This window comes from Nocardia sp. CA-128927 (genome assembly GCF_050955855.1).
Taxonomy (GTDB): Bacteria; Actinomycetota; Actinomycetes; order Mycobacteriales; family Mycobacteriaceae; genus Nocardia.
The window spans coordinates 8822466-8835278 of record NZ_CP192087.1; the positions used below are offsets into that span (position 1 = coordinate 8822466).

Here is a 12813-nt window from a genome sequence, read left to right on the forward strand (position 1 = left end):
ACGCGGGCTATTGCAACAGACACGACCGACACGCCGACGCGCCCCTCGCGCGACTCGCCCAACGGCCGTCTGCGGTACAGGTCAGAATGGACCGGTGTCTGCTCTGAATGTTCATCGATTCGGCCCGGCGACCGGACCGGCCGTGCTGGCTCTGCACGGTGTGACCGGTCACGGCAAACGCTGGGAACACCTGGCCACCAACCATCTCCCCGAAGTCCGGATCATCGCACCTGACCTGCGCGGACACGGGCGATCGAGCTCGTTGCCGCCGTGGACCTTCGAGGCCGTCGTCGACGATCTGATCGAGCTGCTCGACGCGGAGACCACGGACCCGGTGACTGTGGTCGGGCACTCGTTCGGCGGCGCGAGTGCGTTGTATCTCGCGCAGCGCCGCCCGGACCTGGTCCGGCAGCTGGTGCTGTTGGATCCGGCCATCGCGCTGGCACCTGATCTGGTCGGCGGCATCGCCGAGTCGCTGCTGGCCGAGCCCGACTACGAGTCCGTGGCCCGGGCTCGCGAGGACAAACTTGCCTCCGCGTGGGCCGATGTGGCACCGGACGTGCTGGCGGCCGAGCTCACCGAACATCTGGTGCCGACGGCGCAGGGCCGCTTCGCCTGGCGGATGAGCCTGCCCGCGATCACCTCCTACTGGGGTCAACTGGCCCGCCCCTTCGTATTGCCACCGCAGGACCTGCCGACGGTGCTGGTGCAGGCGCTGAAGGTGCAGCCGCCGTTCGTCACGCCGGAGTTCCGCGCCGCGCTCACCGCGCACCTCGGCGACCGCCTCACCGTGCACGAGTGGGACAGCGATCACATGGTGCCCCAGGCCCTGCCCGCCGAGACGGCCGCGTTGATCCGCTCGGTGCTCTGAGCGCGATGGCCACCACAGACGATCAGGTCGAGCGGGTGCGTGCGCTGGTCGCGTCGATCCCGGCCGGCCGGGTGGCGACCTACGGCGACATCGCCGCCGCCGCCGGACTGTCCACGCCGCGCACGGTCGGCTGGATCATGCGCACCGACGCCGCGGACCTGCCGTGGCATCGGGTGATCGGCGCGGGCGGCAAGCCCGCCGCGCATCTGGCCGACCGGCAACTGCGGCTGCTCGCGACCGAGGGGGTGCCGATCCGCGAGGGTCGAGTGAACCTGCGGGCGGCGCGTTTTCCGTTTCCGTAAACGCGCACGCAGCGAGCCGCCCGACGGTTACCGTTGACTCATGTCCACCCGCCTGGCGTGTGTCGTGTTCAATGCAGACCGGCCGCGGTTCATCGCGGACTTCTGGGCCGAGCTGCTCGGTTGGGGCGTGACCATCGACCGCCCGGAAGAAGTAGATGTGGCGGCCCACGACCCCGACGGTGCCGACCTGGCCCTCGCCTTCCTGCCCGCCGCGCGGGCCAAGCACGGCAAGAACCGCATCCACCTCGACCTGGCCAGCCGTTCGATCGACCATCAACGCTTACAGGTGGATCGCGCGCTGTCCCTCGGCGCACGCCGCGTCGACATCGGGCAGGGCGTGGTGCCGTGGGTGGTGCTCGCCGATCCCGAGGGCAACGAATTCTGCGTGCTGGAGCCGCGGGAGGAATACGTGGACACCGGCGCCGTCGCGGCCATCGTGATGGACACCCGAGATCCGCTGCGGCTGGCCGCGTTCTGGGCCGCCGCCTCCGGCTGGCCGGTCACGCACGGCGGCGAGCAGGTCGCCGGGCTGCGGTCGGCGACCGGGCTCGGCTCGTGGCTGGAGTTCGTGCGCACACCCGACGAGAAGTCCGGCCGCAACCTGCTGCATCTGGACCTGGCCTCGTTCGACGATCAGGCCACCGAGGAGGCCCGGCTGCGGGCCGCCGGTGCCACCCGGATCGATCGCGACGGCGTGAACCTGGCGACCGCGGCGAGCCTCGCGCTCGCCGATCCGGAGACCAACGAGTTCTGCCTGCTTCGGCCCGTGCGGGACTGCTCGACCGTCTGAGCCGTCCGCCTCCCGGGTTCGCGGCGGCGACGAATTAGCATGTCCGCCATGTTGTACCTAGCTCGAGGTTGCGCTCGGTGACCGCTGCCGACGCGATCGTGCTCGCCGGTGGGCGGGCCAGCCGGATGGGCGGTGTCGACAAACCGGCGATCGTCATCGGCGGTCGCTCCATGCTCGACGCCGCGCTGGCCGCCGTCGCCGCGTGTGCGCACACCGTCGTGGTCGGACCGCACCGGCCCGAGCTGCCGCCGCAGATCAAACAGACTCGTGAGGTGCCGCCGGGATCCGGACCGGTCGCGGCCATCGGCGCCGGGCTGCGCACGCTCGGCTCGGCGGCGCCGCTGGTGGTGGTACTCGCGGCCGATCTGCCGTTCCTGTCCGCCTGGTCGATCACCGAATTGATCAGGCATACCTGCGAATCCGGGGCCGACGCGGTGTTCGCGGCGGACGAGTCGGGGCGGCCGCAGTATCTGATCGGGGTGTGGCGACGCACCGCGCTGGCGGCCGCGCTCGATGGGTTGGATTCGCTGATCAATCAGCCGATGAAGGCGCTGATTCCCGCCGATTCCGCGATCATCGCGCTGCCCGGGGTCGCCGACTGCGATACCGACGAGGAGGTGCGGCAGGCCCGCGCATCGGTCGCCGAACCCGCGCTCGCGCTGGACGAGGCACGGAACATCCTGCGCGCCAACCTCTTCCGGCTCACCAGCTACGAAGCCGACCTACGCTCGGTACTCGGCGCGGCGCTCGCCGCGCCCTTGGCGGCCGTCGGGCCGCTGCCGCGCTTCGATGTCTCCGCGATGGACGGGTACGCAGTGGCGGGCGAGGGACCGTGGCGGTTGCGCCGCGATATCGGGTTCGCGGGCGGCCAGCGGCCGGTCGGGCTGCTGCCCGGGGAGGCGGTGCGCATCGCCACCGGTGCGCACGTGCCGGACGGCACCACCGGTGTGCTGCGCGACGAATTCGTCCGGGTGGCACCGGATGACCGCCTGCACCGACTACCGGACACCCCGATCCGGGACGATGTCCGCCGCCGCGGCGAGGACCGGCAACCCGGCGATCTCGTTGCGCCGCAGGGCACTCCGGTCACCGCCGCGTTGATCTCCGCGGCCGCGAGCGTCGAGGTGACCGCGGCGCCGGTGCGCGGACCGGTCCGGGCCAGGATCGTGATGACCGGCGACGAGATCCGCAGCAAGGGCCCGCTGCACGCGGGCCAGACCCGTGACTCGATCGGGCCGATCCTGCCGGACCTGCTGTCCTGGTACGGGATTCGCACCGCCGATCGGGTGCACCTGCGCGACACCCCCAACGGCTTCGATGACGTGCTCACCGCGCCGCCCGAGTGCGACCTGCTGGTGATCGTGGGCGCGACCGGCAGCGGCGCGGCCGATCAGCTCCGCGCCGCGGTGGCCCGCACGGAGGCACGAGTCCTGGTGCGGCGACTACGACTACGGCCGGGTGGCTCCACGGTCGTGGCCGAACTGGCCACGGGCACCACGGTTCTCGGCCTACCCGGCAATCCGTTCGCCGCCGTGGCCACCCTGATGGCGTTGGCCCCCGCCCTAGTCGAGGGCCGCACCGGCAGCGTTCCCCGCCGCCCCCTCCTCGGCCCACTGCACAACGCCGCCGAGATATCGGGCCCGGTCGCTCGCGTCGTCCCCGCCCGCTTCGCCCCACAGGGTGGCTGGCTCGGCGACCCACACATCCGCACCGCCCACCTCGGCGGCCTGGTCGACCGAGACGGCCTGGTCATCGTCCCCGCCGACGCCGTCGACGGCGCGACCGTCGAGTTCCTGCCGCTGCCCAGGTAGGAAACCTGTTGCCGCGGCGGCAACCTCTCGGCAACAATCGAGGCATGGGACGCAGCTTTGAGGATCTGGTAGCGGAGGCCGGTGCGGTCTCCGTGGCCGGTTGGGACTTCGGGTGGCTCGACGGGCGGGCCAGCGAGCAGCGGCCGTCGTGGGGCTATCAGCGGGTGCTGGGCGAGCGGCTTGGGAAAGTCGCTGCGGCGCTGGACATTCAGACCGGTGGCGGGGAGGTGCTCGCCGGGGCCGGGAACCTGCCGCCGCTGATGGTGGCGACCGAGTCGTGGCCGCCGAACATCGCCAAGGCCACGCAACTGCTGCATCCGCTAGGGGTGGCGTTGGTCGCCGATCCCGATGAGCCGCCGTTGCCATTCGGGGACAATGCCTTTGATCTGGTGAGCAGTCGACACCCGGTCACTGTGTGGTGGTCCGAGATCGCGCGAGTGCTGCGGCCGTCGGGCACCTATCTGGCGCAACACGTCGGCGATGCAAGCGTTTTCGAACTCGTCGAGTGCTTCATCGGCGCGCAGACCGAAGAAATACGCAAGCGCCGCAATCCCGATGATGATCGCGCCGCGGCAACGGCCGCCGGACTCGAAATCATCGATCTCCGATACGAACGGTTGCGCGTCGAGTTCGGCGATATCGGAGCGGTCGTCTACTTCCTCCGGAAGGTGCCGTGGATGGTCCCCGACTTCACCGTCGACCGGTACCACGACCGACTCCGGGCGATGCACGACGAGATCGAAGAAAATGGTCCATCCGTCGCCCACTCGACCCGATTTCTAATCGAAGCACGCAAGCCTTAACACCGCAATATCGCTTCTACCTGCGGAAACAACTAGGATCGCCGGTGTGACAGGCTTTTTTCACTTTCCCTTCCGGAATTGCTCGAGGCTCGCTATCGTGAGTGACGTTAGGCGAATATCAATCCCCGGAAAGGACCGAGTGGAGATGGCTGAAAAGTCTAAGAACGCGCCTAAGAAAATGCCGAAGCAGATGGATCGGCAGCAGCAACAACAGCGCCAGGATCAAAACCAGAACCAGGGCGCAAACCGCCCAGGCGCGAATTCAGATGGCCAGCGCATGCCGAACCAGCGCCAGTCGGACGACGACCGGCGCAATGACGATCAGCGCCGGATGGGCCACAACTAACTGATCTGCACCGCGTGCCGCCGGTTCACAGTGGAGCCGGCGGCCGCGGTTGTGGTCGTTCCGCCGCGCCTCAGGCGCCGACGGCCACCAGCAACGAACCATCGCCGCGGCCACGCGCGACCCTCGGATCGGGCGTCGGCACCGCGTCGAGTAGCCGCCGCGTGTATTCCGCCGTCGGCCGCGCGAAAACCTCTGCCACCGGACCGGTTTCGACGACCGAACCGGCGCGTAGCACCACCACCCGATCCGCCACCTGATGCACCACCGCGAGATCGTGGCTGATGAACAGGCAGGCGAAGCCGTACTCGGCACGCAGATCGGCGAACAGGTCGAGCACCTGCGCCTGCACCGAAACATCCAGGGCGCTGGTCGGTTCGTCGGCGACGAGCAGTCGCGGCGCCAATGCCAGCGCACGAGCCAGCGCGACCCGCTGGCGTTGGCCGCCGGACAGCTCGCCGGGACGGCGCGACGCGTAATCCCTGGGCAGCCGAACGGATTCGAGCAGATCACCGACCTTCGCGCGCACCAGGGAACCGGACGCGACGCGGTGCACCAGCAAGGGCTCACCGATGGAGTCCTCGATGGAACGACGTGGGTCCAGTGAGGCGGCGACGTCCTGGTGCACCAGCGCGACATGCTTGCGCAGGGCGCGTAGTTCCTTGGCGGCCAGGCCGCGCAGCGAAACTCCTTGCAGCTCTATCTGTCCCGCGTGCGCGGGTACGAGGCCGAGCGCGGTGCGGCCGAGTGTGCTCTTGCCGGAACCGGATTCGCCGACCAGGCCGACCACTTCGCGAGGGGCGAGGGACAGCGACACGTCGTGCAGGGCGCGGAACTCACCTGCTCCCCCGCGACCGCGGTAGACGACGGTGAGGTTGCTGACCCGTAGCACCGGGGCGGCTTCCGGCGACGGCTCGGAGTCCGCCGGAGCCGGTACCCGGTCGGGCGGCGACTGAGCAGTCGAAGGCGCGGAGTCGACCGGTTGGCGCACGGCTGGGGCGGTGGGCTGAGACTTCACTCCCGACGCGTCCACTGGCAGTCGCGGCACCGCGGCCAGCAGCGTCTTGGTGTAGTCCGCACGCGGCTCGGCGAACAGGTTGAACACCGACCCCTGCTCGACCACCTTGCCAGCGCGCAGCACGACGACCCGGTCGGCAATCTCGGCGACCACGCCGAGGTTGTGCGTGATGAAGAGAATCGCGGTGCCATGAGTGCGCTGCAATGTGCGTAGCAGCGCAAGAATCTCCGCCTGCACCGTCACATCCAGGGCGGTCGTCGGTTCGTCGGCGATCAGCAGATCCGGTTCGCCGGAGAGCGCGAGTGCGATGACCACGCGCTGCTTCTGGCCGCCGGAGAGCTGGTGCGGATACCAGTCGACGCGACGCTCCGGCTCCGGAATGTCCACCATGCGAAGCAGTTCCACCGCCCGCGCCCGTGCGTCGGACTTCGAGATCCGGCGGTGCGCCCGCAGCGCCTGCGCGATCTGCGTGCCGACCTGCCGCACCGGATTCAGCGCGGTCTGTGGTTCCTGGAACACCATTGCCGCGCGGGTGCCGCGCAAGGCACGGAGGTCGGACTCCGGCGCATCGACGATCTCGTTGTCGCCCAATCGAATCGACCCCGTTGCGTGCGCCCCATCGGGTAGCAGGCCGAGCGCGGCACGGGCGGTGAGCGACTTGCCGGATCCGGATTCGCCGACCAGCGCCACGACCTCACCGCGGCGCACCGCGAAGCCGACCCCGTCGATGACTGTCCGTGATCCGAAGCGCACCACCAGATCCCGGATCTCGAGCAGCGCGTCCTCGGTCATCCGATCCTCCTGGCCCGGCCCAATGCCTGGGCGATCAACAGAAATCCGAGGGTCAGCCCGGCGACCACGGCCAACGGGCCGATCGCCATCGCCGGGTTGGCGTCCAGATTGCCGATGGATTCCGAAATCAGCGACCCCAGTGAGGGATCGGGCGGACGCACCCCGATGCCGATGAAACTCATCGCACCCTCGAGGAACACCGCCACCGACATGGACAGCGCAAGTTGCACGGCCAGCGGCTCGGCGGCGTTGGGCAGCACATGCTTTCGCAGCGTCCACCACGGCCCGGCACCGATCACCTCGGCCGCCTCGACGAACGGCTGTTCGCGGACCTGCAGGATGGACGTGCGGATCTGTCTGCCGAAGATCGGGACCTCCGCTGCCACGATCACCACGGCCACCGCGTGTGCGCCCGGCCCGGTGATCGCGGTCAACGCGATCGCGAAGATGAGCGCCGGAAAGGCGAGGATCAGGTCGAACACCCGCTGCGCCAGCACATCCGCGACCGCGTTCAGGCTGGACAGCAGCCCGGCCAGCGCGCCGATCAGCGCGCCGAGCGGGACCGCGAGGAACACGATGAGCAGATCGATCCGGATGCCGTGCAGCACCCGCGCGAGCACGTCCCGGTTCAGGTGATCGGTGCCGAGCCAGTGTTCGCCACTGGGCCCCAGCAGATTCGCGCCGGGGATCTGCGCGATCGGATCGTAGGAGGTGAGCACCCCGGCGAAGAGAGCTGCCGCGGCGATCACGCCGACGAGCAGCACGCCGGTCAGCCCCTGGCCGGTGCGGAAGGCGCGCAGCAGCGGATGCGGCGGCCGCTCGGAAACAACCTCCAGCGCAAGGGGTTCGACGGCGAGCTCGGTCATGATCGACCCCCGATCCGGATCCGCGGATCCAAGTACGCGTGGGCGATATCGGTGAGCAGCTGGATGGCCACGAACACCGAGACCGACAGCAGCAACAGCACCTGCACCACCGGATAGTCGCGGCGGCTGATGCCCTGCTCGATGAGCTGGCCGATGCCCGGCCACGCGAACGCCGCCTCCACCAGGACGGCACCGCCGAGCAGCTGCCCGGTCTGAATGCCCAACGCCGTCAACATGGTCGGCAGCGCATTGCGCAGCGCCCCGCGAGTCACGATCTGCCAGTGCGAGATACCCAGCGACCGAGCCGTGAGCACGTATTGCTTGCCGAGTTCGGTGCGCAGCGACTCGGTGAGAAAGCGCGTCAACGCCGCCGCCACCGGCAGGGCGAGGCAGATCGACGGCAACAGCAGGTACTGCACCGCGATATCCGGGCGCGCGATGAAGCCGTCCGGCGGCACACCGCCCGCGGGCAGCACCGGAATCGCCACCGCGAAGACCAGCACCAGCAGCACACTGGTCACGAAGGTGGGCAGCGCGATTGCCACCGTATTCGCTGCGGAGACAAGGGTATTCAGCCACCGACTGGGCCACGCCACCGAGGCCACGCTGACCACGAGGCTCACCACGACCGCAAGCACTAGTGCCGACACGGTCAGCACCACCGTGTTGGTCAAGCCACGGCCGACGAGATCGGCGATCTGCCCGCCGATGATGTAGGAGCGGCCGAGATCGAAGCTGAGCAAGTCGCCGAGCCACGTCACGTACTGCGCCGGTATGGATCGATCGAGGCCGAGCTGGTGCCGGATCGCCGCGATCGTCTGCGGCGAGGCGTCCGCACCCGCCAGGGTGGTCGCCGGATCACCGGGTACCAGCCGCAGCAGCAGGAAGATCAGCACCGAGGCACCGAACAGTACCAGGACGGCGGAAGGTAAGCGCCGCAACAGGTATCGGATCATCGGACTCAGGCCAGGAAGGCGTCGGTGAGCACGGTCTCGCGGCGCTTGGTCCAGGACAGGCCGTGCACCTTGCCGGCGGTGGCGACCTGCTTGAACCTGGCGCCGATCTCGATGAGGAACAGCCCGTCGAGCAGCTGTTCGCTGAGGGTTTGGTAGGCGCGCACCGCTTCTGGTCCGGTGCCCTGGGTGACCTGCCAGGCCGCGTCGGCCGCGGCCACGTAGGCGGGTGACTCGTAGTGCGAGGCGTTCTTGCGCGCGTTGAACGGATAGGCGCTGACGGTCAGCGTGGACGGCACGAACTGTGCCCACGAGTGGTCGGTGATCCACAGGCCCGGGAATTGCGCGCCGACAAGCTTTTTGATGAAGGTGGCCGAGTCGATCGGATCCAGGGTCACATCGATGCCGATCTCGGCGAGGTTCGCCTGCACGATCTGCGCGGCCGATTCGTAGTAGGGCGTGCTGGTTTCGTAGGTCAGCGGCAGTTTCGGCGGCTTGGGCAGCTGCGCGAGTAGTTGCTTGGCCTTGGTGAGGTCGCGGGCGTACTTCTTGTTGCGGTTGTCGTCGAAGGCGGGAGAGGTCTTGGGCCACGGCAGATTCAGTGCATACCCGGCGCCACGGAACACCTCGGCGATGATCCGTTCGCGGTCGATCGCGTAGGCGACGACCTGGCGCAGGCGCACGTCGGCCAGCGCCGGTTCCTGCACGTTCGCACCGACATACAGCTGCAGTTCGGCGCCCTCGTAGTCGATGGCCTTGAATCCGCCATTCTTGGCGAGGTTTTCGGTGTCGCGGTAGTTGAGGTCGTGCGCCAGCGCGATCTGTCCGGACTTGAGCGAGTTCACCAGCGCCTGGCTGTCCGGGATGATCGCGATCTCGACGCGGTCCAGGTACGGACGCTCGGGCACCCAGTACTGCTCGTTCTTCTCGAAGATCAGCTGGGTGTTCGGGATCCGCTGGGTCAGCTTGAACGGACCGGTGCCGACGAACTTGTCGCCGGTGGCGAGCTGCTCGATGGATTCGCTGTCCAGGATCGGCGCGGTGTCGAGCAGGTCGAACACGTTGCCGAGCGGATGGGCGAACTGGAGCACGATGCGATGCGGCGCGCTGGTGTCGAAGCCGGTGATCGCCGCGGCCGTACTCTTCAGCTGCGCCGACCATTTGGGGTCGGCGTAGGTACGCAGCGAGAACTCGACGTCCTTCGAGGTGAACGGGCGGCCGCTGTGGAACTTGACGTCGTCGCGCAGTTCGACGGCGAGCGAGAGGCCGTCGGGCGCGAGGGTCCACGACTTCGCCAGTCGCGGTGCGGGTTCCAGCTTGTCGTTCGGGTAGCGGGTCAGCGTCTCGTAGACCAGTCCGATCACCGCGGGGGTCGCGCCGGTGTTCGTCAGCAGATTGCCGGGAACGATATCCACGGGGGTGCCGACCTTCAAGGTGCCGCCGCGCACCGGTGCGGCATTGTCGCCGCCCGCGGCCTGCTGCTCGCTCACCGCCGACGTGCACGCCGCCAGGGCACCGGTGCCGAAGATCGCGAGCGCGACAATACCCGTGCCACGCAGGAAGTTACGGCGATCTAACCCGCCGGGGGAAGAGCTCATCTGACAATCCTCGAAGACACATCGGCCGGGACATGGGCCGATTACGGCACCTGAGCGGCGCCGGGAGAAGGGCTAAAGAATCAGCGGTGGCGGGCGTCAGCCACGCGACGGACAACACGAACAGCAGGGGTCCTGCGCGCACTCCGCCTGGGGTGCGCAGGGCTGATTCGCGTCCATGCCGGTGACGCTAACAGGTAGCGACTCGGCGGGCACCGGTTCCGCGCACCCTGCGTGAAATGCTGGTGACCTGGTCATATTCCACTGTTTACTGGAAGGATGCCTGTTCCATCCCATGCGCGCGGTTACGAGTCCTTCTCCGGCACCATCGGACGCACCACCGCGGATTCGACCCCCGAGTGGACCTACCCGCCGACGGCACCGGCCGACGCACCGAACATCATCGTGGTGCTGGTCGACGACATGGGATACAGCGACATCGGCCCGTTCGGCTCCGAGATCGACACCCCGACCCTGGATCGGCTCGCCGCCCGCGGCGTCCGCCTGACGAACTACCACACCACGCCGCTGTGCTCGCCGTCGCGGGCCGCGCTGCTGACCGGAATCAACTCGCACCGTGCGGGTTTCGGCTTCGTCGCCAACGCCGATCCCGGATATCCCGGCCTGCGCCTGGAACTCGCCGACGACGTGCTGACGCTGCCGGAGATCCTGCGCACCAACGGATACGCGACGTACGCGGTCGGCAAGTGGCATCTGGTCCGCGACGCCACGATGAACCCTGCGGCGCACCGGGATTCGTGGCCGACGCAGCGCGGTTTCGACCGCTACTACGGCTCGCTGGAGGGCCTGAACTCCTTCTACTACCCGAATCAGCTGGTCTCGGACAGTTCCGTAGTCGACGTCGAGGAGTACCCGGAGGGCTATTACCTGACCGACGATCTGACCGACAAGGCGATCTCCTACATCAAGGATCTGCGCGCGCACGATTCGGCCAAGCCGTTCTTCCTCTACTTCGCGCACGTCGCGATGCACGGTCCGTTGCAGGCCAAGCCCGAGGATCTGGCCAAGTACCGCGGCCGCTACGCCGAGGGCTGGGACAAGTTGCGGCAGAACAGGTTCGCCGCTCAGCTCGCGCAAGGCCTATTTCCCGCGGGCACCGAGCAGAAACCGCGCAACACCGAGCCCGGTTATGAAGCGGCGGAATGGGATTCGCTGTCCGAGGCGGAGCAGCGCCGCTTCGCCAGGTACATGGAGGTGTACGCGGGCATGGTCGACAGCATCGACCAGAGCCTCGGCCGCATCCTCGACACCCTCGAACAGCTCGACGAACTCGACAACACCATCGTGGTGTTCACCTCCGACAACGGCGGCACCGCCGAGGGCGGACCGGAGGGAACCCGCACCTACTTCGCTGAATTCGCGCACATCGACGACCCGGACTGGGTCGGTGACGTACCGCTCGACGAGGAACTGATCGGGACCGCGCAACTCGGCGTGCACTACCCGCGCGGTTGGGGGCAGGCGTCGAACACGCCGTTCCGCTTCTACAAGGGACAGACTTTCGCGGGTGGCGTGCGCGTGCCGTTGCTCGTGTCCTGGCCGAAGGGGCTGCCGAGGACCGACGACGACAACGGCATCCGCCACGAGTACGCCTACGTCACCGACCTCGCGCCGACCCTGCTGGAGCTCGCCGGGTTGCAGCGGCCGAGCGTGCGTAACGGCTTGCCCGCCAAGGAGTTCGACGGTATCTCCGCCGCCGAGCTGCTGCGCGACCAGCAGGCGCGCACGAAGCACGCCGAGCAGTACTCGGAGATGACCGGGCATCGCGGCTTCTATCGCGACGGCTGGAAGCTGCTGTCGCTGCGCGAGCGCGGCGCCGACGTCGACGCGCCGAACTGGCAGCTGTTCGATGTGCGCGCCGATCCGACCGAGCTGCACGACCTTTCGGCGCAGTTCCCGGAGAAGGCCGCCGAGCTGGCCGCTGCCTGGGACGAATCAGCCTGGGCCAACACCGTTTTCCCGCTGCTCACCCGGCAGGATCTGGCCCGCAGGCGGCCCGAGGAACGCCGCTTGAGCGAGCCGCTGCGGCTGCTGCCGGGCACTCCGACGTTGGAGCGCTACCGCTCGCAACGTCTGATCGCCTACCGGGACTTCACGATCAGTGCGGAGCTGGACAACTATCGGCCGGGCGAGGAGGGAGTCCTTGTCGCACATGGTGATCCGCTCGGCGGCTATCTGCTGTACATCGAAGACGGCTGGCTGACGTTCGGGGTGAACAGCTACGGCAGATACGACTCGGTGTCGACGGGTCCGCTCGCCCCTGGCGCCCGGCGGATCTCGGTGTCCGCGACTGTCCGTCCGCGCCTGCGCTGGGATTTCGGGATCCAGGTCGACGGCACCCGGGTCGCCGAACTCCGGGACCAGGTGCAGCTGGTCGGCATGTCGCCGTGGACCGGCATCTCCGTCGGTGTCGATGCCCGCGGGCCGGTTTCGTGGGACCTGCGGGAGCGTCGTGGCGCTTTCCGCTACACGGGCACGTTGCGCGCGATCACGTACACCCCCGGCCCGATCCGAGTGCCGACGGGCACCATCGAGGCGGTGGAGCGGGAAGCGGAATTCGTTGCGGAGTAAGCGGATCGGCGCTTACCTCGGAGGTAATTGTCTCGCCCTACCGTGCGGCCTACGTTCGGATCGGCGTCGCGTTTCGG

At 68.4% G+C, this 12813-nt stretch carries 11 protein-coding genes; 7 read left to right on the forward strand and 4 right to left on the reverse strand.

Annotated elements, in window-relative coordinates; all coding sequences use genetic code 11:
* Positions 1-94 precede the first annotated feature (94 nt).
* The 6 genes from ACQPW1_RS41000 (at position 95) to ACQPW1_RS41025 (ending at position 4923) form a co-directional block, all read left to right on the forward strand.
* Positions 95-871, forward strand: a complete 777-nt coding sequence (locus tag ACQPW1_RS41000; RefSeq protein ID WP_433658455.1) for an alpha/beta fold hydrolase — start codon at positions 95-97, stop codon at positions 869-871.
* A 5-nt stretch (positions 872-876) separates the two neighbouring features.
* Positions 877-1173, forward strand: coding sequence for an MGMT family protein (locus ACQPW1_RS41005; protein WP_433658457.1), 297 nt, complete (start codon positions 877-879; stop codon positions 1171-1173).
* Between the two features lie 40 nt (positions 1174-1213).
* The gene (locus ACQPW1_RS41010; RefSeq protein WP_433658459.1) at positions 1214-1963 is read left to right on the forward strand and encodes a VOC family protein; all 750 of its coding nucleotides are present in this window, start codon (positions 1214-1216) and stop codon (positions 1961-1963) included.
* A 77-nt stretch (positions 1964-2040) separates the two neighbouring features.
* A complete protein-coding gene (locus tag ACQPW1_RS41015; protein WP_433658461.1) occupies positions 2041-3774 on the forward strand; it encodes an NTP transferase domain-containing protein in 1734 nt (577 codons plus the stop codon).
* A 44-nt stretch (positions 3775-3818) separates the two neighbouring features.
* On the forward strand, positions 3819-4577 hold the full coding sequence (locus ACQPW1_RS41020) for a class I SAM-dependent methyltransferase (RefSeq protein WP_433658463.1): 759 nt from the start codon (positions 3819-3821) through the stop codon (positions 4575-4577).
* 145 nt (positions 4578-4722) lie between these two features.
* The gene (locus tag ACQPW1_RS41025; RefSeq protein ID WP_433658465.1) at positions 4723-4923 is read left to right on the forward strand and encodes a hypothetical protein; all 201 of its coding nucleotides are present in this window, start codon (positions 4723-4725) and stop codon (positions 4921-4923) included.
* A gap of 70 nt (positions 4924-4993) precedes the next feature.
* Here ACQPW1_RS41025 and ACQPW1_RS41030 read toward each other — a convergent pair whose 3' ends face one another.
* From ACQPW1_RS41030 to ACQPW1_RS41045, 4 genes are read right to left on the reverse strand one after another with little or no spacing between them, the layout of a single operon-like run.
* The gene (locus ACQPW1_RS41030; protein ID WP_433658466.1) at positions 4994-6730 is read right to left on the reverse strand and encodes a dipeptide ABC transporter ATP-binding protein; all 1737 of its coding nucleotides are present in this window, start codon (positions 6728-6730) and stop codon (positions 4994-4996) included.
* Entirely contained in the window at positions 6727-7596 is an 870-nt protein-coding gene (locus ACQPW1_RS41035) for an ABC transporter permease (protein WP_433658468.1), read from the reverse strand. The genes ACQPW1_RS41030 and ACQPW1_RS41035 overlap by 4 nt, the downstream gene beginning before the upstream one ends.
* Complete coding sequence (locus ACQPW1_RS41040; protein ID WP_433658470.1) at positions 7593-8552, reverse strand: ABC transporter permease; 960 nt, start codon at positions 8550-8552, stop codon at positions 7593-7595. Before ACQPW1_RS41040 ends, ACQPW1_RS41035 begins: the two co-directional genes overlap by 4 nt.
* A gap of 5 nt (positions 8553-8557) precedes the next feature.
* Positions 8558-10147 (reverse strand): ABC transporter substrate-binding protein, encoded by a 1590-nt coding sequence (locus tag ACQPW1_RS41045; RefSeq protein ID WP_433658472.1) that lies wholly within the window; start codon positions 10145-10147, stop codon positions 8558-8560.
* 276 nt (positions 10148-10423) lie between these two features.
* Here ACQPW1_RS41045 and ACQPW1_RS41050 point away from each other — a divergent pair, with 276 nt between their 5' ends.
* Positions 10424-12736 carry an arylsulfatase gene (locus tag ACQPW1_RS41050; RefSeq protein ID WP_433658474.1) on the forward strand — a complete coding sequence of 771 codons (2313 nt, stop codon included), beginning with the start codon at positions 10424-10426 and terminating at the stop codon, positions 12734-12736.
* Positions 12737-12813: the final 77 nt, after the last annotated feature.

Excerpts from the sequence above, each read along its gene's own strand:
- ACQPW1_RS41005 (WP_433658457.1), top strand. The coding sequence starts at position 877 with ATGGCCACCACAGACGATCAGGTCGAGCGGGTGCGTGCGCTGGTCGCG.
- ACQPW1_RS41010 (WP_433658459.1), top strand. The coding sequence starts at position 1,214 with ATGTCCACCCGCCTGGCGTGTGTCGTGTTCAATGCAGACCGGCCGCGG.
- ACQPW1_RS41020 (WP_433658463.1), top strand. The coding sequence starts at position 3,819 with ATGGGACGCAGCTTTGAGGATCTGGTAGCGGAGGCCGGTGCGGTCTCC.
- ACQPW1_RS41025 (WP_433658465.1), top strand. The coding sequence starts at position 4,723 with ATGGCTGAAAAGTCTAAGAACGCGCCTAAGAAAATGCCGAAGCAGATG.
- ACQPW1_RS41030 (WP_433658466.1), bottom strand. The coding sequence starts at position 6,730 with ATGACCGAGGACGCGCTGCTCGAGATCCGGGATCTGGTGGTGCGCTTC.
- ACQPW1_RS41035 (WP_433658468.1), bottom strand. The coding sequence starts at position 7,596 with ATGACCGAGCTCGCCGTCGAACCCCTTGCGCTGGAGGTTGTTTCCGAG.
- ACQPW1_RS41040 (WP_433658470.1), bottom strand. The coding sequence starts at position 8,552 with ATGATCCGATACCTGTTGCGGCGCTTACCTTCCGCCGTCCTGGTACTG.
- ACQPW1_RS41045 (WP_433658472.1), bottom strand. The coding sequence starts at position 10,147 with ATGAGCTCTTCCCCCGGCGGGTTAGATCGCCGTAACTTCCTGCGTGGC.
- ACQPW1_RS41050 (WP_433658474.1), top strand. The coding sequence starts at position 10,424 with ATGCCTGTTCCATCCCATGCGCGCGGTTACGAGTCCTTCTCCGGCACC.